General features: G+C 67.6%; 19 protein-coding genes and 2 tRNA genes. 4 read left to right on the top strand and 17 right to left on the bottom strand.

The features are described from left to right. The first annotated feature begins 41 nt into the window (after positions 1 to 41). The gene (argF, locus tag A6B37_RS23535; RefSeq protein WP_102774936.1) at positions 42 to 983 is read left to right on the top strand and encodes an ornithine carbamoyltransferase; all 942 of its coding nucleotides are present in this window, start codon (positions 42 to 44) and stop codon (positions 981 to 983) included. A gap of 84 nt (positions 984 to 1,067) precedes the next feature. Here argF and A6B37_RS23530 read toward each other — a convergent pair whose 3' ends face one another. Genes A6B37_RS23530 through A6B37_RS23515 form a run of 4 tightly spaced genes read right to left on the bottom strand, consistent with a single transcriptional unit; the run spans position 1,068 to position 4,039 of the window. Then, the gene (locus tag A6B37_RS23530) at positions 1,068 to 1,631 is read right to left on the bottom strand and encodes a DUF4286 family protein (RefSeq protein WP_111827050.1); all 564 of its coding nucleotides are present in this window, start codon (positions 1,629 to 1,631) and stop codon (positions 1,068 to 1,070) included. Positions 1,632 to 1,644: 13 nt separating this feature from the next. Continuing rightward, entirely contained in the window at positions 1,645 to 2,175 is a 531-nt protein-coding gene (locus A6B37_RS23525) for a carboxymuconolactone decarboxylase family protein (protein WP_111827049.1), read from the bottom strand. Between the two features lie 4 nt (positions 2,176 to 2,179). After that, entirely contained in the window at positions 2,180 to 3,133 is a 954-nt protein-coding gene (locus tag A6B37_RS23520) for a tripartite tricarboxylate transporter substrate-binding protein (protein ID WP_111827048.1), read from the bottom strand. Between the two features lie 24 nt (positions 3,134 to 3,157). Continuing rightward, positions 3,158 to 4,039: an amidohydrolase family protein gene (locus tag A6B37_RS23515; protein ID WP_111827047.1), complete on the bottom strand. Its 882-nt coding sequence runs from the start codon at positions 4,037 to 4,039 to the stop codon at positions 3,158 to 3,160. A 96-nt stretch (positions 4,040 to 4,135) separates the two neighbouring features. Between A6B37_RS23515 and A6B37_RS23510 the strand changes: the two genes are divergently transcribed. Together A6B37_RS23510 and argG are read left to right on the top strand one after the other, a co-directional pair. Beyond that, on the top strand, positions 4,136 to 5,059 hold the full coding sequence (locus tag A6B37_RS23510) for a LysR family transcriptional regulator (RefSeq protein WP_102774620.1): 924 nt from the start codon (positions 4,136 to 4,138) through the stop codon (positions 5,057 to 5,059). Between the two features lie 89 nt (positions 5,060 to 5,148). Further along, entirely contained in the window at positions 5,149 to 6,486 is a 1,338-nt protein-coding gene (gene argG, locus A6B37_RS23505) for an argininosuccinate synthase (RefSeq protein ID WP_102774621.1), read from the top strand. A gap of 95 nt (positions 6,487 to 6,581) precedes the next feature. Here argG and A6B37_RS23500 read toward each other — a convergent pair whose 3' ends face one another. From A6B37_RS23500 to rnr, 12 genes are all read right to left on the bottom strand, one after another. Further along, a complete protein-coding gene (locus tag A6B37_RS23500; RefSeq protein WP_102774622.1) occupies positions 6,582 to 8,510 on the bottom strand; it encodes a potassium transporter Kup in 1,929 nt (642 codons plus the stop codon). Continuing rightward, positions 8,507 to 9,532: a HAMP domain-containing sensor histidine kinase gene (locus A6B37_RS23495; protein ID WP_168202312.1), complete on the bottom strand. Its 1,026-nt coding sequence runs from the start codon at positions 9,530 to 9,532 to the stop codon at positions 8,507 to 8,509. Before A6B37_RS23495 ends, A6B37_RS23500 begins: the two co-directional genes overlap by 4 nt. Positions 9,533 to 9,683: 151 nt before the next feature. Further along, positions 9,684 to 10,355 carry a response regulator transcription factor gene (locus A6B37_RS23490; RefSeq protein ID WP_102774624.1) on the bottom strand — a complete coding sequence of 224 codons (672 nt, stop codon included), beginning with the start codon at positions 10,353 to 10,355 and terminating at the stop codon, positions 9,684 to 9,686. Between the two features lie 65 nt (positions 10,356 to 10,420). Beyond that, complete coding sequence (locus A6B37_RS23485) at positions 10,421 to 10,891, bottom strand: biopolymer transporter ExbD (RefSeq protein WP_102774625.1); 471 nt, start codon at positions 10,889 to 10,891, stop codon at positions 10,421 to 10,423. After that, entirely contained in the window at positions 10,891 to 11,850 is a 960-nt protein-coding gene (locus tag A6B37_RS23480) for a MotA/TolQ/ExbB proton channel family protein (protein ID WP_102774626.1), read from the bottom strand. Before A6B37_RS23480 ends, A6B37_RS23485 begins: the two co-directional genes overlap by 1 nt. A 1-nt stretch (position 11,851) precedes the next feature. Continuing rightward, positions 11,852 to 12,667: an energy transducer TonB gene (locus A6B37_RS23475; RefSeq protein ID WP_111827045.1), complete on the bottom strand. Its 816-nt coding sequence runs from the start codon at positions 12,665 to 12,667 to the stop codon at positions 11,852 to 11,854. A gap of 294 nt (positions 12,668 to 12,961) precedes the next feature. Further along, positions 12,962 to 13,037 (bottom strand) — tRNA-Val (locus tag A6B37_RS23470). Positions 13,038 to 13,192: 155 nt separating this feature from the next. Next, positions 13,193 to 13,465: an HU family DNA-binding protein gene (locus tag A6B37_RS23465; RefSeq protein WP_003812968.1), complete on the bottom strand. Its 273-nt coding sequence runs from the start codon at positions 13,463 to 13,465 to the stop codon at positions 13,193 to 13,195. A gap of 352 nt (positions 13,466 to 13,817) precedes the next feature. Then, positions 13,818 to 14,498, bottom strand: coding sequence for a Fe2+-dependent dioxygenase (locus tag A6B37_RS23460; protein WP_102774691.1), 681 nt, complete (start codon positions 14,496 to 14,498; stop codon positions 13,818 to 13,820). Positions 14,499 to 14,556: 58 nt separating this feature from the next. Further along, the gene (locus tag A6B37_RS23455; protein WP_111827044.1) at positions 14,557 to 15,801 is read right to left on the bottom strand and encodes a cystathionine gamma-synthase family protein; all 1,245 of its coding nucleotides are present in this window, start codon (positions 15,799 to 15,801) and stop codon (positions 14,557 to 14,559) included. A 50-nt stretch (positions 15,802 to 15,851) separates the two neighbouring features. Then, positions 15,852 to 16,589, bottom strand: a complete 738-nt coding sequence (gene rlmB, locus A6B37_RS23450) for a 23S rRNA (guanosine(2251)-2'-O)-methyltransferase RlmB (RefSeq protein ID WP_102774693.1) — start codon at positions 16,587 to 16,589, stop codon at positions 15,852 to 15,854. A 132-nt stretch (positions 16,590 to 16,721) separates the two neighbouring features. Further along, positions 16,722 to 19,187 carry a ribonuclease R gene (rnr, locus tag A6B37_RS23445; RefSeq protein WP_111827043.1) on the bottom strand — a complete coding sequence of 822 codons (2,466 nt, stop codon included), beginning with the start codon at positions 19,185 to 19,187 and terminating at the stop codon, positions 16,722 to 16,724. A 228-nt stretch (positions 19,188 to 19,415) separates the two neighbouring features. Here rnr and A6B37_RS23440 point away from each other — a divergent pair. Next, positions 19,416 to 19,500, top strand: a tRNA-Leu gene (locus A6B37_RS23440). Positions 19,501 to 19,615: 115 nt separating this feature from the next. On the opposite strand, the gene A6B37_RS23435 is transcribed toward A6B37_RS23440, so the two are convergent. After that, positions 19,616 to 20,227 (bottom strand): DTW domain-containing protein, encoded by a 612-nt coding sequence (locus A6B37_RS23435; RefSeq protein ID WP_102774695.1) that lies wholly within the window; start codon positions 20,225 to 20,227, stop codon positions 19,616 to 19,618. Positions 20,228 to 20,272: the final 45 nt, after the last annotated feature.

The raw sequence follows: 20,272 nt of genomic DNA, 5'->3' as shown, positions 1-20,272 counted from the left end.
CGGGCCTTGCCCGGCCGGGCCCAATGACCTGCGACATCACCATGACTCCTCCCACGACCCAAAACGGCCCCCTGCGGCACTTCCTGCAGTTCAAGGACTTCTCGTCCGCCGAAATCGCCTACGTGCTGGAACGCGCGCGGCTGATCAAGGACAAGTTCAAGCGTTACGAACCCCACATGCCGCTGCACGACCGCACGCTGGCCATGGTGTTCGAAAAGGCCAGCACGCGCACCCGCGTGTCCTTCGAGGCCGGCATGTACCAGATGGGCGGCTCGGTCATCAACCTGACCTCCAACGACTCACAGCTGGGCCGCTCCGAGCCCATCGAGGACACCGCGCGCGTGATTTCGCGCATGGTCGACATCGTCATGATCCGCACGTTCGAGCAGACCCGCATCGAGCGCTTCGCCTCGCACTCGCGCGTGCCCGTGATCAACGGCCTGACCAACGAATTCCATCCCTGCCAGATCCTGGCCGACATCTTCACCTACATCGAGCACCGCGGCTCGATCGCCGGCAAGACCGTGGCCTGGGTGGGCGACGCCAACAACATGGCCTACACCTGGTTGCAGGCCGCCGAAATGCTGGGCTTCACGCTGCACGTGTCCACGCCGGCCGGCTACGAGCTCGAAGCCGCCCGCATCGGCACGCCGCCGGCCACGGTGCTGCGCCAGTTCAAGGACCCCATGGAAGCCTGCAAGGGCGCCCACCTCGTCACCACCGACGTGTGGACCAGCATGGGCTATGAAGCCGAAAATGAAGAGCGCCGCGCCGCCTTCGCCGACTGGTGCGTGGACACCGACATGATGGCGGTGGCCGATCCCCAGGCCGTGTTCATGCACTGCCTGCCCGCCCACCGCGGCGAGGAAGTCACCGGCGAAGTCATCGACGGCCCGCAAAGCGTGGTCTGGGACGAAGCGGAAAACCGCATGCACGTGCAGAAGGCGCTGATGGAGTTCCTGCTGCTGGGGCAGGTGGAGTAATCGGGCGCCGGCTCGCGCCGGCCGATGGGTTACGCGCGCGGGGAACTTGAGTTCTTGCCCAGGAACTGCCGCGCTGCACCCATCCTACAAAATCCTGCGGAACATCGTGCGGCGCGTGTTGATGAACGACGGCCGCACGCGGCTGCTCCAGTCGCTGGCGCGCACGGCCAGCCACGGCGGGCTGCCGAAGGTCTCGCGCGTGTGCAGGTCGTAGCAGGCCAGATAGCGCGGGGGCTGGTCGCGGCATTCGTAACGCACCGCGCGCACGGTGCCCGGCACCGCCGCCAGGCCCGGCAGATGCTCGTGGTCGTACCAGGCGTTCAGGTCCGCTTCGGCCTCGGGCCGCACGTCGGTCTCGACGATGTAGTGCCACGGGGCGTCCTGCCCCGCCGACGCCCCGGCCAATTCCAGCGTCCGATTCAGCACGCGGACGCGCAACGCCGGGAAATGTTCGGCCAGCCGGGCGCGGACCTCGGTCAGCACGGCGGCCGGCCCGCGCAGATAGATGTAGGTCTCGTCCTCTTCCACGGCGGCATAGCCGCGGGCGTGCACGCCTGCCAGGCCCCGCGTCAGCGTGCGCATGAATTCGCGGGCGCGCGGCTCGTCGCTGCGCGCGCCCAGTGAGACCAGAATCACCTGTTCCTGCACCTTGCTCTCCTTTTCAATGTCCGACGTGTAGCGCCACCAGAAAGCGCGACACCATGTTGTAGGCGGCGACGGTCGCCGTCAGCTCGACCAGCTGCGTATCGTCGCAGCGCGCGCGCAGCGGCGCGAACACGGCGTCCGGCACTTCGATATCGCGGGTCATGGCGTCGGTCAGCGCCAGCACCTCGGCCTCGCCCGGCTCCAGGCCGCGCAGTCCGGCCGGCGCGGGCCCCTCGCGCAATGCGTCGATCAGGGCCTGGGGCATGCCCCCGGCCAGCGCGTGCGGCACGTGCGCCTCGAACTCGTAGGGCGCGCCGTTCAGGGTCGCCACGCGCAGGATGATCAGCTCACGCAGCCGCGGCGGCAGCGCGGTCTTCTGGCGGATGGCCGTCAGCATGGCCTCCCAGCCCTCGACCACGGCGGGGCTGTTCAGCAGCACCTGGTACAGCGGCGAAATGCGGCCGCGCGCGGCGGCGATGCGCGCCTCCAGCGCGGCCAGTTCGGGACGGGCGCCCGGCGCCACGGGCGCGACTCGGCTTGCGCTCATGGCTTCACTCCGGACGGATGTTCTTGCGCTGGATCAGCGCGGTCCATTTCTCGCGGTCGGACGCGATCAGCGCGGCCAGTTCCTGCGGAGTGCCGGGCGCGGGCTGGGCGCCGAACTTCTCCAGCCGGGCGCGCACGCTCTCCGTCGCCAGCGCGGCGCGCACGGCCTGGTTCAGCCGCTCGATGACGGCCGACGGCGTGGCGGCCGGCGCGACCAGGCCATACCAGTTGTTGGACTCCACCCCGGCGATGCCCTGCTCGGCCAGCGTCCTGACCTGCGGCAGCAGCGGATGGCGCGTCGGCGCCGCGATTCCCAGCGCCTTGAGCTTGCCGCCCTGGATATGCCCGATCAGGCCGGGCACGTCGCCGAAGAAGCCCGCCACCTGGTTGCCCATCACGTCGTTGATGACCGGCGCGGCGCCTTTGTACGGCACGTGCAGGACGTTTGCGCGGCTGGCGTCGGCAAACATCTCCAGCGTCAGGTGCGGAATGCTGCCGATGCCCGAGGAGCCGATCGCCACGGCCTGCGTCGCGGCCTGCGACCGCTTGACGAAATCGGCCGCGTCGGCCGCCGGATTGGACGGGTTCACCACGAACACCGTGGCGTTGTTGACCACTTTGGACACCGGCGCGAAATCGCGCGCCGGGTCGTACGGCAGGTCCTTGTAGAGCGCCGGGCTGATGGCGACCGCGCCCACGCTGGTCAGGAACAGCACCGAGCCGTCGGCCGGCGCCTTGGCCACATAGGCCGCCGCGATATTGCCGTTGGCGCCGGCGCGGTTTTCCACGATGACCGGCTGGCCCAGCTCCTTGCCCAGCTGCTCGGCCAGCACCCGGCCCACCAGATCGACCGGCCCGCCCGGCGGAAACGCGACGACCAGGCGCACCGGCCCCTCGGCCCGGGCCGCGCCCAGCGCCGCCAGGCCCAGCAGGCCCGCGCACAGTATTTTCTTGAACATGATGTCTCCTTGAGTCGAATTTTCTTATCGTTCGCGCGGCGGCTCGAATCCGTACAGCCGCGCCGGGTTGTCCACCAGGATGCGCCGGCGCAAGGCCGCGTCGGGGCAGGCCTGGAACAGCAGGTCCACCAGCTCGCCGTCGTCGGGCATGTCGCCGGCCACGTTGGGATGCGGCCAGTCGGTGCCCCACAGGCAGCGATCGGGCAAGGCCTCGGCCAGCGCGCGCACGAAGGGCAGGCCCTCGGCGTACGGCCGCCGGCCCGAGGCGATGCGGTCTATGCCCGACACCTTGACCCAGGCCTGCGGCACCTCGGCCAGCGCCAGCATGGCCCGCATCGCCGGCGACGCCAGTCCGTCGGCCGCCTTCAGCCGGCCCATGTGGTCGATCACGAAGGGCAGCGGCAGCGCGGTCAGGCGCGGCAGCAGGCCGGGCAACATGGCCCCGTCCAGATGCAGGCAGAGATGCCAGCCGAACGGCGCGATCAGCTTCACGACATGGTCGAAGACGGCAGGGTCGGGCGCGCCGCCCAGGTGCGGCACGAAGTTGAAGCGGGCGGCGCGCACGCCCGCCGCGTGCAGGCGCGCCACCTCCTCGCCGGTGGCGTGCGCGCCCAGCAGCGCGACGCCGCGATAGCGTCCGCCGCTGCGGGCCAGCGCGTCCAGCAGCGCGCCGTGGTCCGCGCCGTGGCAATTGGCCTGCACCAGCACCGCCCGCTCCACGCCCAGGCGCGCATGCAGCGCCGCCATCGCCTCGTAAGGCGCGTCCGGCGGCGTATAGGAACGGCCCTCGGCATACGGAAACACCGCGGCCGGCCCGAACACGTGGCAATGCGCGTCGCAGGCCCCCGGCGGCAGCGCATGGCTTGGGCGGGACGGCGAGGCGAGCGGAGGACGGCAATCGGGCACGGCGGCTTCCTGTGTGGGAAAGCCTCATGGTGGTGAATTGCCGGCCGCCAAACAATGCTATATCTTTGATTTCAGATATAGATTTTTGGCATATCCATGGATCTCAAGCAGATCGAGTACTTTCTGCGCGTGGCCGAAAGGCGCAGCTTCTCGCGCGCGGCCGAAATGCTGGACGTGGCGCAGCCCACGCTCAGCCGCCAGGTCCGCCTGCTGGAACTGGAGCTGGGCCAGCATCTGCTGTATCGCAACGGCCGCGGCGCCGAGCCCACCGAGGCCGGGCTGCGCTTCCTGGAACACGCCCGCGCCCTGCTGACCCTGGCCGAACGCGCCAAGGAAGACCTGCAAAGCCTGCGCGAAACGCCCACCGGCAAGGTGGTGGTGGGCCTGCCGCCGCGCATCGCGCGGGTGCTGACGCCGCCGCTGGTGCAGGCCTTCCGCCGCGATTTTCCCGACGCCTCCATCGCCGTGGCCGAAGGCCTGAGCGCCCAGGTGCGCGAATGGCTGCTGGCCGGGCGGGTCGACCTGGCCCTGCTCTACGATCCGGCCGCCTCGCCCCAGCTGGGCTACGAATCGCTGTTTCGCGAAGACCTGGTGCTGGTGGCCGCGGCCGGCCACCGCCCGCCCCTGCCGGCGCGCGTGGCCGTGGCGCGGCTGGGCGACTATCCGCTGGTGGTGCCCAGCCTGCCCAACGCCATCCGCACGCTGGTCGAGAGCGTGTGCCGCGCCCAGGGCGTGCGCCTGACGATCGCCGTCGAGGTCGACGCCGTGCAGACCATCGTCGAGCTGGCCGCCCAGGGCGACGCCTACGCCATCCTGCCGCGTTCGGCCGCAAGCGGCCCGGCCGCCGAGCATGCGCTGTCGCTGTGCGACATCCACAGTCCCACGATCACCAACGACCTGGTGCTGGCCAGCGCCCGCCACCGGCCGGCCACGCGCCTGGCCGCCGCCACCGCGCAGCTGATCCGCCAGCTCGGGGTGGCGGCGCTGTTCGCGCCGCGCGCGCCAGGCCAAAAGAGTTAAAAGAGTTAAACTAGCCGCCAGATTCTTCTGTCTGGCGGCCGGCTGCGGCCCAAGCCTGTCCAAGTCCTGTTGGCGTCTCATCTCGAACAATGACTACTATCCTCCCGAACCTTCCGACCGGCCAGAAGGTCGGCATCGCCTTTTCCGGCGGCCTCGACACCAGCGCAGCGCTCCTGTGGATGCGCAACAACGGCGTCGTTCCCTACGCCTACACGGCGAACCTGGGCCAGCCCGATGAGTCCGACTACGATGAAATCCCGCGCAAGGCCATGGCCTACGGCGCCGAAAAGGCCCGCCTGATCGACTGCCGCGCGCAGCTGGTGGCCGAAGGCATCGCCGCCCTGCAATCGGGCGCGTTCCACATCTCGACGGCCGGCATCACCTACTTCAACACCACGCCCATCGGCCGCGCCGTCACCGGCACCATGCTGGTGGCCGCCATGAAGGAAGACGACGTCAACATCTGGGGCGACGGCAGCACCTTCAAGGGCAACGACATCGAGCGCTTCTACCGCTACGGCCTGCTGACCAACCCCGACCTCAAGATCTACAAGCCCTGGCTCGACCAGCGCTTCATCGACGAGCTCGGCGGCCGTTCGGAAATGTCGGAGTACATGCGCCAGGCCGGTTTCGACTACAAGATGTCGGCCGAGAAAGCCTATTCCACCGACTCCAACCTGCTGGGCGCGACCCACGAAGCCAAGGACCTGGAGCACCTGAACTCCGGCATCCGCATCGTCAAGCCCATCATGGGCGTGGCCTTCTGGCGCGACGACGTGGCCGTCAAGGCCGAGGAAGTCACGGTGCGCTTCGAGGAAGGCCAGCCCGTCGCCCTCAATGGCGTGGAGTACGCCGACCCGGTCGAGCTGATGCTCGAAGCCAACCGCATCGGCGGGCGCCACGGCCTGGGCATGAGCGACCAGATCGAAAACCGCATCATCGAGGCCAAGAGCCGCGGCATCTACGAGGCCCCGGGCCTGGCCCTGCTCTTCATCGCCTACGAGCGCCTGGTCACCGGCATCCACAACGAAGACACCATCGAACAGTACCGCGAAAGCGGCCGCAAGCTGGGCCGCCTGCTGTACCAGGGCCGCTGGTTCGACCCGCAAGCCATCATGCTGCGCGAAACCGCCCAGCGCTGGGTGGCGCGCGCCATCACCGGCGAAGTCACCATCGAACTGCGCCGCGGCAACGACTACTCGCTGCTGAACACGGAATCGCCCAACCTGACCTACGCGCCCGAGCGCCTGTCCATGGAGAAGGTGGAAAACGCCCCCTTCACCCCGGCCGACCGCATCGGCCAGCTCACCATGCGCAACCTCGACATCGTCGACACGCGCGAGAAGCTGTTCACCTACGTGAAGACCGGCCTGCTGGCCTCGTCGGGCACCTCCCTGCCCCAGCTGAAGGACGCCAAGAAGAAGTAATCGGCGCCAGCCGGCAAAACAAAAAACCCTCCGGACTTTTCGGAGGGTTTTTTTTTGGTCCGGCGGCGGCGGGCGGGTTCCGCGCGCATCCCGGCCTACAACTCCACCTGCATCCCCATCTCCACCACGCGGTTGGCGGGGATCTTGAAGAACTTGGTGCTGCGCGTGGAATTGCGCGCCATGAAGGAGAACACCGCGCGGCGCCAGCGCCACAGGGCCGGCTTCTTGGCCGCCACCACGGTCTGGCGAGACAGGAAGAACGAGGTGCGCATCGGCTCCAGGTCGATCTCCGGATAGGCTTCGGCCACCAGCCGCAGCCCTTCCGGCACGTCGGGATCTTCCTTGAAGCCGTAGGTGATGGTGGCCTGCCAGCTGGAGGCGCTGATCTTCTGCACGCTCAGGCGCTCTTCCTGCGACACGTAGGGCACGTCGGCCACCAGGATGGTCAGGAACAGCACGTGGTCGTGCAGCACCTTGTTGTGCTTGAGGTTGTGCAAGAGCGCCGGCGGCACGTTGCCGGAATTCATGGTCATGAAAATCGCGGTGCCGGGCACGCGCGACGGCGGGTATTCCTCGAGCTGGGCCATGAACTCCTTGAGCGGCTGGCGGTCGCGCTGCTGCATGTCCGCCAGCAGCCGGCGGCCGCGGCGCCAGGTCATCATCAGCGTGAACACCACGATGGCCACCACCAGCGGCAGCCAGCCGCCCTCGTGGATCTTGAACACGTTGGCCGAGAACAGCAGCACGTCGAACAGCAGCAGCAGGCCCAGCACCGTGAACCACAGCATGCGCTTGAGCCCCGTGCTGCCGCGCGGCAGCACCGCGAAGGCCAGCACCGACGTGGTCAGCATGGTGCCGGTCACCGCAAAGCCGTAGGCCGCGGCCAGGTTGTCGGAGTTCTGGAACAGCAGCACCAGCACCAGCACCGCGCACAGCAGCAGCGCGTTGACCTGCGGCAGGTAGATCTGGCCTTTCTCGACCGCCGAGGTGTGCAGGATCTGCATGCGCGGCCAGAAGCCGAGCTGCACCGCCTGGCGGGTCACGGAATAGGCGCCGGAGATCACCGCCTGCGAGGCCACGATGGTGGCGACCGTCGCCAGCGCCACCAGCGGCGCCAGGCCCCAGTCCGGCGCCATCATGAAGAACGGATTGCGGATGGCGCTGGGATCGCGCAGCAGCAGCGCCCCCTGGCCGAAATAGCACAGCGTCAGCGCGGGCAGCACCATGCTGAACCAGGCGCGGCGGATCGCCGGGCGGCCGAAATGGCCCATGTCGGCGTACAGCGCCTCGGCGCCGGTCAGGGCCAGCACCACCGCGCCCAGCAGCACGAAGCTGATCCAGGGGAATTCGACGATGAAGCGCAGGCCCCACATGGGGTTGAGCGCGGCCAGCACCTCGGGCGTCTGCCACACCTGCCAGCCGCCCAGCGCGGCCAGCGTGCCGAACCACAGCAGCATCACCGGCCCGAACAGCTTGCCCATCGCGCCGGTGCCGTGCGACTGGATCACGAACAGCGCCACCAGCACCACCAGCGCCAGCGGCACGACCCAGTCGTCGAGCTGGTGCGACACGATGCCGATGCCCTCCAGCGCCGACAGCACCGAGATGGCGGGCGTGATCATGCTGTCGCCGTAGAACAGCGCGGCGCCGAAGATCCCCAGCACGATCAGCACCCAGCGCAGCTTGCCCTCGCGCGCCCGCACCGCCAGCTCCAGCAGCGCCAGCGTGCCGCCCTCGCCGCGGTTGTCGGCGCGCAGCACCAGCGTCACGTACTTGAACGACACCACCACCATCAGCATCCAGAACAGGATGGACAGCACGCCCAGCAGGTGCGCCGGCTCCAGGTCGGTATGCACGCTCAGCCCCGTGAGACAGGCGCGCAGCGTGTACAGCGGGCTGGTGCCGATGTCGCCGTACACCACGCCCAGCGCCCCCAGTATCAGCGCGGCCCGCGACGATGGCGCATGCGCGCCGCCGGGATGTGCGCCATTGGGAGCGGTTGCGCCGACGGAATCCTGGCTCATGATGTAGGTTCTTGACGAGTGAGTTGGGCCCCTTTGCGGGGGCCGGGAAACACGACGGACAGCCGCGTGCCGGAAAAATCGGGGCGGCTGGTGAGCTTCCACCAGGCGCCGTGCGCGTGCGCGATCTCGCGCACGATGGCCAGACCCAGGCCGGAGCCGCCGGCCGTGGCGGTCGGCGAGCGGTAGAAGGCCTCGAACACGCGGTCGCGCTCCTCGGGCGGTATGCCCGGACCGTCGTCCTCGACGGTCAGCGACGGCGGGTTGGCGCCGACGATCAGCGTGATGCGGCCGGTGGCGTTGCCGTAGCGCAGGGCGTTGTCGATCAGGTTGCCCAGCAGTTCGGCCAGCAGCAAGGGATCGGCGTCGATCCAGATGGGCGCGTCGGGCGCCACCAGGTCCAGTTCATAGTGCGCCTCGCGCACCCGCGGAAACCATTCGGCGCCGTGCGCCCGCACCCATTCGCACAGGTCGATGCGCACGAAGCTGTCCTGCGGGCGGGCATTGGGGTCGGCGCGGGCCAGCACCAGCAGCTGCTGGCCCAGCCGGATCATGCGGTCGCTGACGGCCTTGATGCGCTCGGCGCGGGCGCGCACGTCGTCGGGCAGCGGCCGCGCCAGCATCAGTTCGGATTCCAGCCGCAGGCCGGACAAGGGGGTGCGAAGCTGGTGCGCGGCATGGCCGATGAAGCGCCGCTGCGCCGCCAGCGAGGCGTCCAGGCGCAGCAGCAGGTCGTTGGTATGGGTGACCAGCGGTTCGATCTCCACCGGCACGCCGCCCACTTCCAGCGGCTGCATATCGTCGATGGAGCGCTGCCGGATTTCTTCGGACAGGTGGTTCACCGAGCGCAGCCCCGACCGCACGCCCTGCACCACCACCCAGGTGAACAGGGCGATCAGCGCGATCTGCCCCACCACCATCAGCCAGAAGAAATCTTCCAGCATCCATAGCGACATGTCGATCTTGTGGGTGATGACCCAGGTCGCCGCCAGGTCCAGCAGCACCAGCAGCAGGATCGGCGGCATCAGCCGGATGACCAGATGCCGCGCCAGCGAACGCGAGGGAAGCAAGGGGCGTGGGGGCGGGGCGGCGTTGGGAGGACGTTCCTGCGTCATGCGCGGTGCCTTTGCTCAGGCGGCGGAATGCGCTCGGCAGGCATGCCGGGCCGCGGGGCCTTCAGACCGTTTCGACATCCAGCATGTAGCCAAAGCCGCGCACCGTCTGGATGCTGGCGCCGGTGCCTTCGAGGCGCTTGCGCAGGCGGTACACATAGACTTCGACGGCGTTCTCGCTGAAATCGGCGTCCCAGGCGGAAAGCGAATTCACGATCTGGCGCTTGGTCACGACGCGGCCGACGCGGGCCATGAGCATTTCCAGCACCGAGAGTTCGCGCACCGACAGCGACAGGCGCTGGCCGTTGGCGCGGACTTCGCGCCCGACGGTGTCGAACACCAGCGGACCGACCTCGATCAGCGGCTGCGCCTGCCCGGCGCGGCGCCGGCCGAAGGCGCGCACGCGCGCGGCCAGCTCGGGCAGTTCGAAAGGCTTGGTAACGTAATCGTCAGCGCCGGCGTCCAGGCCGGCGACGCGGTCGTCGAGGCCGTCGCGGGCGGTGAGGATCAGCACGGGAACCTGGTTGCCGTCCTGGCGCAGCTGGCGCAGCACGTCAAGCCCGCTCATGCCCGGGAGATTGAGGTCGAGCAGCAGAAGGTCATACGGCTGGCCCGCCAGGGCGCCCAGGACACGGTCGCCATCGGTCAGCCAGTCGACCGCATACCCCTGGTCGGCCAGAAATTCCTGGAGCGCGTGGCCCAGGGTGGTGTCGTCTTCGATTACCAGAACTCGCATGCCGCGATTCTAGCGCGATCCCGGCGCGAAGGGGGCGCCGGCTGCGCCCCCGGGCCGGAATGCGTTCAGGGCGCGGACGGCGCCGGAGCGCCCTCGGCCGCGGCCGGCGCCGCGCCGCCCGACGGCGGGGTGGTGACGAACCCGATGCGCGACATGCCCGAACGGCGCGCCGAAGCCATGACCTTGGCCAGGACTTCGTAGCGCGTGTTCTGGTCGGCGCGGATGCGGATCTCGGGTTGCGGCTTGGTGCCGGCGATCGCCTTGAAGCGGTTGGGCAGGTCGTCGATGTTGACCGGCTTTTCATCCCAGAACAGCGCACCGCCGGCGTCGATGGCCAGGTCCACGGTCTTGGGCTCCTCTTCGATCTGCTCGGCGGCCACCTGGGGCATGTTGATCTTGATCGAGTGCGCCAGCAGCGGCGCGGTGATGATGAAGATCACCAGCAGCACCAGCATGACGTCGATCAGGGGCACCATGTTGATCTCGGAAACCGTGTGGCTTCCGGACCCTTTGCCCTCGAAGCTGCCAAAGGCCATTATTCGCTCCCGCGTTGGGCGCCGCCGCTCTGGCGGCGCAGGGCGCGCACCTTGCCGTCGGACAGCTCGACTTGCTGGCCGGTGGTGAGGAACGCGAACAGGTCATGCGCAAAGGCGTCCAGGCGCGACAGGAACACGCGGTTGTTGCGCACGAAGGTGTTGTACGCCAGCACCGCGGGAATCGCAACGGCCAGGCCCAGGCCGGTCATGATGAGCGCCTCGCCCACCGGACCGGCGATGCGGTTGATGGTCACGCCGTCGGACAGGCCGATGCCGACCAGCGCGTGGTACACACCCCAGACGGTGCCGAACAGGCCCACGAAAGGCGCCGTCGAGCCCACCGAGGCCAGCACGGTCAGGCCGTTTTCCAGCTTGGCGGTTTCCTCGTCGATCACCTTGCGCATGGTGCGGGTGACGAAGTCGGAGTTGCTGCCGGATTCTTCCAGCTTGGTCGCGCCGAACTTGTTGTGGTGCGCCTGCGCATGCATGGCGTGGCTGGCCAGGTGCGAGAACGGATCGCGCGCGCCGTGCGTGACGATTTCGTTTTCGACCTGCTCCAGCGAGCTGGCGTTCCAGAACTTGTTCAGGAAGTCGGCCGCGCGCTTGCGCATGGCGACGTTGCTGGCGGCCTTGACCAGGATCAGGTACCAGGTCACCAGCGACATCAGGATCAGGATGATGAACAGGCTCTTGCCGACGAAGTCGCTTTGCGCGACGAAGTGCAGAAAGCCCATGTCGGGCGTGGCGATCGGCGCCGGCGGGGTGGGCAGTGCGGCCGCGGCGCCGTGCAGCGCGTCGGCCGACTGCTGGAGCGCGCCGGCGGCCTGCTGGACCGCTTCGCCGACGGCCGGAGCGGCCTGGGGAGCCGCGGCGGCGGCGGGCGCGGCGGCAGCCGGCGCTGCAGCCGGGCTGGTGGTCGCCTGAGCCACCAGCGTGGCGCTATGCAGTGCGTTGGACATCTCAGTTCCTCATGACGAAATCGTACGGAATCTTGGCTTTGGCGGGATAGGCCACGCCATTGCGGGTATAAGGCTTGAAACGCTCCTTGCGGGCGGCTGCCAGCGCCGACTCGTCCAGGCGCGGATGGCCCGAAGACTTGTCGAGGCTGACGCGCTCGACCAGGCCCTGGGTATTGATCTCCACCAGCACCACCGCCCGCCCCTCTTCGCGCATGCGGCGCGACATCATGGGGTAGTTGGGGATCTGGCGCGAGCCCCGGAATTCGATGCTGGAAACCAGCACCGGCTGATCCGGCGGAGGCCCTTGCTGCGGCCCCTGCGGCGCCTGGGTGCCTTCCGGCAGGCCGCTGGGCGGCGTCTGCTGCGGCGGGGTTTCCGGCTTGGGCTGCTGCTTGACCTCGGGCTTGACCTCTTGCTTGGGCTTGGGCTTCGGTTTGGGTTTGGGCTTGGGTTTGGGCGCCGGGACGACCGGCTTTTCGACCACCGGCTCGGGCTCCGGTTCGGGTTCCGGCTCGGGCTTGAGCTCGGGTTCAGGCTCGGGCTCGGGTTCGACCTCGGGCTCCGGTTCGGGGGGCGTTTCGACCACCGGTTGCGGCACCTCGGGCGCCGGCTCGGCCTTGGCCATCTGCGGAACGGGCGCTTCCACCACGCTCACCATGATCGCCTCAGACTCCTCCAGTTTGGGAGCGTCCTCGGGCATCAGGAAGATGGCGCCGACGACCGCTGCATGAAGCGCAAGAACGGCCAGGCCGGCGCCCGTGCGTATACCGTATGAAGGCCGGGAAGATGAATTCCAACCGCGTTGAAGACTAGGCATGAATCAGCCGGGGTGCATGAGCCAGATGGCATTGACTTCTCCGGCCCGCCAGAAACGACACGCACACTTAAGCGGCGCCGGCAGGCCGGTACAAGCCCATAATAATATCTTAAATGCGAATGATTCGCACGTCCTATTTCGTCTGGACCTGCGCCGCGCAATGATTGCGCGCAAACAATCCGCACAAAACAACCACCGCAAAAACAAAAAACCCGCCACGGCGATGTGTGCGGGTTTTCTATGGTTACTGCAATCCGGATTTGCGGGATTTGCAGCGACGCGGTTTGCTTTCGGTGGTGGGTGCTACAGGGGTCGAACCTGTGACCTACGCCTTGTAAGGGCGCCGCTCTACCAACTGAGCTAAGCACCCTTTTCTGATGCAGCCTCAAGACGAAATTCGCGAAAAATCCGTACAAGCAACTGCCAACCGGGGCACTCAAAAGCATTACGCGGGCCGGAGTATACCGGACCGCGCACATGTCGGCAAATCGCATGGCGCCAGGCCTTGCGACCGCCGGCCGTCCATTAGTTGACGGCGTCCTTCAGGGCCTTGCCCGGACGGAACTTCGGCACCTTGGCCTTCTTGATCTTGATGGTTTCGCCCGTGCGCGGGTTACGGCCGGTGCGGGCGGCGCGCGCCGACACGGCGAACGTGCCAAAGCCAACCAACGTAACCGTACCGCCCTTCTTCAGGGTGGTCTTGACGGCACCGATCAGGGCGTCGAGCGAACGGCCGGCAGCAGCCTTGGAGATGTCGGCCTTGCTGGCGATATGATCGATGAGTTCGGTTTTGTTCATGCAGGTGTACCCCTCACAAGGTGTGGAGTCTGCCGGAGGTGCAGTCCCTGGCCGTCATGATTGGACGCCACGAAAGACGCAAGACCCGACAAACGACGAACAGACAGTGGATAAACTTTTTCTTGCGCTGCAAAGCACAACTTTTAAAGTGCTGCGCCGCTTAGGATTCAATGGCAATGGCCTTCGAACCGTCAGCGACGCAGACGTGTATTAGGCCTTGGCGTAGGGCGGCTGTCAAGCGAAAACCTCACCACAACCCGCGCCAATACTAGCTTTTAGCCGTTTTCGCAATAAACAGAAACACGCAAATTTGCGTTTGCGCGACACTGCGCCGCGAGCGCTTGCCCGGGCTTCAAACGTCTGCCCAACGACGCAGCAGGTTGTGGTAAATGCCGGTCAGCTGCACGATGGAAGGATGCCCCGCCGCGTCCTGGTTCAGGCGCTGGATCGCCACGTCCATGTCCAGCAGCAAGGCGCGCTGGCTGTCTTCGCGCACCAGGCTCTGCATCCAGAAGAACGAGGACACGCGCGCGCCGCGCGTGACCGGGTTGACCTTGTGCAGGCTGGTGCCGGGATACAGCACCATGTGCCCGGCCGGCAGCTTGACCGCGCGCGGGCCGTAGGTGTCGTCGATGACGAGTTCGCCGCCATCGTAGGAATCGGGCTCGGAGAAGAACAGCGTGGCCGACAGGTCCGTGCGCACGCGCTCGGCGGTGCCGGCGATGCCGCGCACGGCGTTGTCCACGTGATAGCCAAAAGCCTCGCCGCCCTCGTAGCGGTTGAAGAGCGGCGGAAAGATCTTGCGCGGCAGCGCCGCCGACATGAACAGGTTGTTGGCCGCCAGGCGCTGCAGGATCAGGCTGCCCAGTTCCTGCGCCAGCGGATGCTGCTCGGGCAGCTGGCGGTTGTGTTTGACTTCGGCGGACTGGTAGCCCGCCGTCACCTTGCCGTCGACCCAGTCGGCCGCGTCCAGGCGCCGCCGGATCTCGGCGGCTTCTTCGGGCGTGAAAATTTCTGCTATCTGTATGAGCATGGGCCTTGCCCCGTTTGCGTACTCGGGCGCGCGGCCGCAACGGCGCGCGCTCGCCGCATTATCCCTTCAGGCAGGCGTTGAGCGCCTGATCGAAATCAAACAGCAGATCGGCCTCGTCCTCGATGCCCACGGACACGCGGATCAGGCTGTCGGCGATGCCCATCTGCTTGCGGCGCTCGGCGCCCATCTCGTAATAGATGGTGTGCGCGGCCGGCAGCGCCAGGCTGCGCGTGTCGCCCAGGTGGGTCGCCATCAGCACCACGCGCAGGCGGTTCAGGAAGTCGAAGCAGTCCACGCCGTCGGCCAGCTCCACGCCCAGCAGGCCGCCGAAGCGCGAACCGAACAGCGCGGCCGCGCGCGCGTGCTGCGGGTGACTGGCCAGGCCGGGGTAATGCACCTTGGCCACGCCGGGATGCTCTTCCAGGAAGCGCGCCAGCGCCAGCGCGTTGGAGCAGTGCTTGGCCATGCGCAGGGCCAGGGTCTCGGCGCCCACGGCGATGCGGTGCGCCGGTTCGGCGGCCAGCGTGCCGCCCATGTCGCGCAGGCCCTTCTTCTTGATCTGGGTCAGGCCCCAGCCGGTGGCCGGCCCCTTGCGGTAGGCCTCGTAGATGTTCGCGTAGTTCGACCAGTCATACAGGCCGGTGTCGGTCACCGCGCCGCCCAGCGCGTTGCCGTGGCCGCCGATGTACTTGGACAGCGAGTTCATCACCAGCGACGCGCCCACGCTGGACGGGCGGAACATCCACGGCGAACTCAGCGTGTTGTCGACCACGTAGACCAGGCCATGCTCGCGGCAGATCTCGCCGATCACGGCCAGGTCGGCGACCTGCGTGCCCGGATTGGCGATGGTCTCGGTGAAGACCATGCGCGTCTCGGGCCGGATAGCGGCGCGCACTTGCGAGGAGTCGGTCGCGTCCACGAACGTGATTTCGACGCCGAGTTCCTGCAGCGTGCCGAACAGGCTGTTGGTGTTGCCGAACACGAACTGGCTGGACACCAGATGATCGCCACGGCGCAGCAGCGTGGTGAAGATGGCGGCCAGCGCGGCCATGCCGGTGGCGAAGCTGACCGTGCCCTTACCCGCTTCCATCTGGCTGACCTTGGCTTCCAGCGCGGTGGTGGTGGGCGTGCCCTGGCGCGCGTAGGTGAAGCCGGCCTTGCCCTGGAACACCGCGGCGAGTTCTCGCGCGTCGTCGTAGGCGAACTCCGAGGACGGGTGCATCGGCTTGTGCACGGCGCCGTGCTCGGCGGACTGCTTGCGGTCGGAATGGAGGATCGTGGTGGTAAAGCCGTTCTCGTGCATGATGGCGTGACGCGATAGAAAAGGGATCGACTGCGTAAGCGGCGGGCGGATCAGGACCGGCGCTGGCGCACGGTTTCGTACAGGCAGACGGCGCTGGCGACGCTGACGTTCAGGCTTTCGACCGAACCCAGCATCGGGATGTTGACCAGCTGGTCGCAGGTTTCGCGGGTCAGGCGGCGCATGCCCTCGCCTTCGGCGCCCATGACCCAGGCCATCGGCTGGCGGGCGTCGACCTGGTGCATGCTGTCGGCGGCCTGGTCGTCGGTGCCGACCAGCCAGACGCCGCGGTCCTTCAGGCTGCGCATGGTGCGCGCCAGGTTGGTGACCATCAGGTAAGGCACGGTGTCGGCCGCGCCGCAGGCCACGCGCTGCACCGTGGCGTTCAGGCCCACGGCGCGGTCGCGCGGCGCGATCACCGCGTGCACGCCCGCCGCATCGGCGGTGCGCAGGCAGGCGCCCAGGTTGTGCGGGTCGGTCACGCCGTCCAGGATCAGCAGCAGCGGCGGGCCTTCGATCACGTCCAGCACTTCGTCCACGTCCACCGCCAGCTGGCGCTCGTCGGCCAGCGCCACCACGCCCTGGTGCCGCGTGCCGCGGGCCAGGCCGTCCAGGCGCTCCATCGGCACCGGATGCAGGCGGCGGCCCGCTTTCTCGGCCTGCTCGATGAAAGCCTGCATGCGCTTGTCGCGGCGCGACGCCTCTACATAGATTTCCCTGATCGAATCGGGCGCGTGGCGCAGCCGCGCGACCACCGCGTGAAACCCGGCCAGAACTTGGGTCGACGCCATAAATGCAATACCTTTAGATAAACGGACACCCGCCCCAGAGCGGGGCGGGCCGCCGGAAGAACCGGCCATAGACGCAATGTTACCCCTTATGGCGCGCGCCATGGCCGGCGCGCACCGGCCCGGGAACCGGCGTCAATGGCGCTTGTGCGTCGCCTTCTTGGCGGGCGCGGCGCGTTTGGACGCCTTGGACGGCTTGCCGGCCTTCTTGGCCTCGGCGCGACGTTCCTTGGCGGTCTGGCCCTTCAGCGCGGCCGGCTTGGGCGCGGCCGCCTTCTTCACGCGGCGCGACGGCTCGTCCGGCCCGCGCGCGGCCGCCTTGCGCAGCGCGTCGAAGCTGGTGCCCTGCACCAGCCGGAACTCGATGCGGCGGGCTTCGAGGTCCACGCGCGAAACCTGCACCTGGACCTTGTCGGTCAGGCGGTAGCGCATGCCGGTGCGTTCGCCGCGCAGCTCATGCAGCGCGTCGTTGAACTGGAAGTACTCGCCGCCCAGCTCCGAGACGTGAACCAGGCCTTCGACGTGCAAGGTGTCCAGCGTGACGAAGATGCCGAAGCTGGCCACGCCGGTGACCGTGCCGCTGAAATCCTCGCCCACGCGTTCCTTGACGAACCAGCACTTGAGCCAGGCCTCGACGTCGCGCGAGGCCTCGTCGGCGCGGCGCTCGCTGGCCGACAGCACCAGCCCCAGCTTTTCCCAGATGGCGTGTTCGTGCTCGCGCTGGGTGCGGCCGATGACCACCGGCTGGTCGTCCAGGCTGGGCACGTAGCGCTGCCCGGCCAGCAGGGCCTTGATCACCCGGTGCGTGAGCAGGTCGGGATAGCGGCGGATCGGCGAGGTGAAGTGGCTGTAGCCCGGATAGGCCAGGCCGAAGTGGCCCATGTTGTCCGGGCTGTAGACGGCCTGCTGCATGGAGCGCAGGCACATGGTCTGCAGCAGCTGGTAGTCGGGGCGGCCGCGCACCAGATCCAGGAAGTCGCCGTAGTCCTTGGCGGTGGGCGTTTCGCCGCCGCCCAGCGTCAGGCCCATGGTGCGCAGGAATTCGCGCAGCGACTGCAGGCGCTCCGGCGTGGGCCCTTCGTGGATGCGGTACAGGCCCGGATGCTTGCTGCGGGTCATGAAGTCGGCCGCGCAGGTGTTGGCGGCCAGCATGCATTCTTCGATCAGCTTGTGCGCGTCGTTGCGCACCGAGGGCACGATCTGCTCGATGCGGCCCAGTTCATTGCAGACGATCTTGGTCTCGACGGTGTCGAAGTCGATCGCGCCGCGCTTCTTGCGCCCTTGCGACAGCAGCTGGAACAGCTCGTACAGGTGCTGGACCTGCGGCATGACGCTGCGCATGGCGTGCGCGGCCGGGCCGCCGGGCTGCTGCAGGGCCGCCCATATATTGGTATAGGTGGTGCGCGCATGCGAATGCATGACGGCGTTGTAGAACTGGTAGGCGGTGACCGTGCCGGCCTTGGCGCCGCTGGCCGGAATGACCATGTCGCAGACCAGCACCAGGCGGTCGACCTCCGGGTTCAGCGAACACAGGCCGTTGGACAGCGACTCCGGCAGCATCGGGATGACCCGGCGCGGGAAGTACACGCTGGTGCCGCGGTCGAGCGCGTCTTCGTCGAGCGCGTCGCCCGGGCGCACGTAATGGCTCACGTCGGCGATGGCCACCAGCAGGCGCCAGCCCGGACGCTTGCGCTGGCCCGAGCCCAGTTCCACCGGTTCGCAATAGACCGCGTCGTCGAAGTCGCGCGCGTCCTCGCCGTCGATGGTGATGAGCGGCACGTCGCGCAGATCCACGCGGTCCTTGAGGTCGGCCTTGCGGACCACGTCCGGCAGGCGCGCGGCCTGCTTGCGGGCGGGCTCCGAGAATTCGACGGGCACGTCGAACTTGCGCACCGCGATCTCGATTTCCATGCCCGGATCGTCGATCTCGCCCAGCACCTCGGCCACGCGGCCCAACGGCTGCGTGTGGCGGGTGGGCTGCGCCATGATCTCGACCGCGACCACCTGCCCGTGCTGGGCGCCGTTGGTGTCGCTGGGCGGGATCAGGATGTCGTGCTTGATGCGCTGGTCCTCGGGGACCACGATGGACAGCCCGTGCTCGTGCAGGAAGCGTCCGACCAGCTTGTTGGTGCGGCGCTCGATGACTTCGACGATGGTGCCTTCCGGCTTGCCGCGGTATTCGCCCGTGGGCTTGACCAGCACGCGGTCGCCGTGCAGCACCTTGAGCATTTCGCGCGGCGACAGGAACAGGTCCGGCCCGCCGTCGTCGCGCAGCAGGAAGCCGAAGCCGTCGCGATGGCCCAGCACCTTGCCGGCGATGAAATCCAGTTTGGTGGCCAGCAGCAGCACGCCCTTGCGATTGGGCATCAGCTGGCCGTCGCGCTCCATGGCGCCCAGGCGGCGTTCAAACCCCACCATGGTCGCGGCGCGCTCGATGCCCATGCGCTCGGCCAGCTCCACCGGAGACAGCGGCGAGCCCGCGGCGCGCAACGCTTTCAGGATGGCTTCACGAGACGGAACATCGGGATCGAAGTCCGGCGGCGCTTCGGGCAAGGGTGTTGATCTGTTGTTATTCGATTCGTTATTCGATCGTTTTGCCAAAGCTAAATTTTCCGTATATAATGCGCAGCTTCTGTGGTTCGCCCAAGGCTGAACACTGAAGCAGAAAGGTCAGAGGGCGGGATGAATAATCCAAAGCCCGATTGTAAAACCAACTACGACCTGCTGCACTTCTGAATGCGGATTTAGTTGATTAATAGTTAACTAACTCTTGTACCAGATGCGCAACAGGCCGCAGCGTAGCACAACAATCTGACAGTATCTCTCAGTGCCCAGGTGGCGGAATTGGTAGACGCGCATGGTTCAGGTCCATGTGCCGCAAGGTGTGGAGGTTCGAGTCCTCTCCTGGGCACCACGGAATTCCAGTCGGAACCTCGATCGAGGTCTCGACAGCAAGAGCTGAAAAGCCCCGAAAATCGCAAGGTTTTCGGGGCTTTTGCTTTGTGCCCGGCCTGCCCCGCCACCCCCCCTCAGCGCCAGGGCACTTTGCGGTTCAGGTGATGCTTCGCGTAGAGGTCGGCGCCCATGCCGGCGATCTGCCCGTCGATCAAGGCTTCGAACGGCCGCAGCAAGGCGTCGAAATTGCGCGGCGCCTCGATGGCGTTCAAGGCATGGGTCACGGCCTCGATGGTGGACAGCGCGCCCGGCATGTCGGCATGGCGCACGCGATAGCGCGTCGACAGCCCGGCGGGCAGCATCACGCGCGGCAGCGCCGCCAGCCGCGGATTGATGTGCAGCAGCTTGCGCGCATGGCCCCAGGTGCCGTCGGGCACGATCAACTGTACGGGCATGCCCAGCTCGCGGCCGTAGCCCGGCGTCAGCACCTCGGCGCCCTCGCCCGGAAACAGCAGGCGCGGCGCGTAGCCGGGCTGCGTCCAGTCCTGTTCCGAGAAATATTCGCCCACCACGCGGCGTGCGCCGGCCAAGCCGAGCACGGCCAGCCGCGCCGTGTTCAATGCATGGCGCGCTTCGCTCGGATGCTGCAGCACCACCAGGCGCGTGCGGCATTCGAGCGAGGGAATCAGCGCGCACAGGCAGTGCGACAAGGGGCGCAGGCAGCGCGTGCAAAGTGGGCGTGGCATGGGGCGACACTATATCTAAAGTTGCAGCCGCCCAACGCGCCAAAA

It is taken from the genome of Achromobacter sp. HZ01, assembly GCF_003267925.1.
GTDB classification, from domain to species: Bacteria; Pseudomonadota; Gammaproteobacteria; order Burkholderiales; family Burkholderiaceae_B; genus Achromobacter; species Achromobacter pulmonis_A.
The sequence above is the reverse complement of the archived record's forward strand: the minus strand, read 5'-3'. Positions and strand labels throughout refer to the sequence as shown.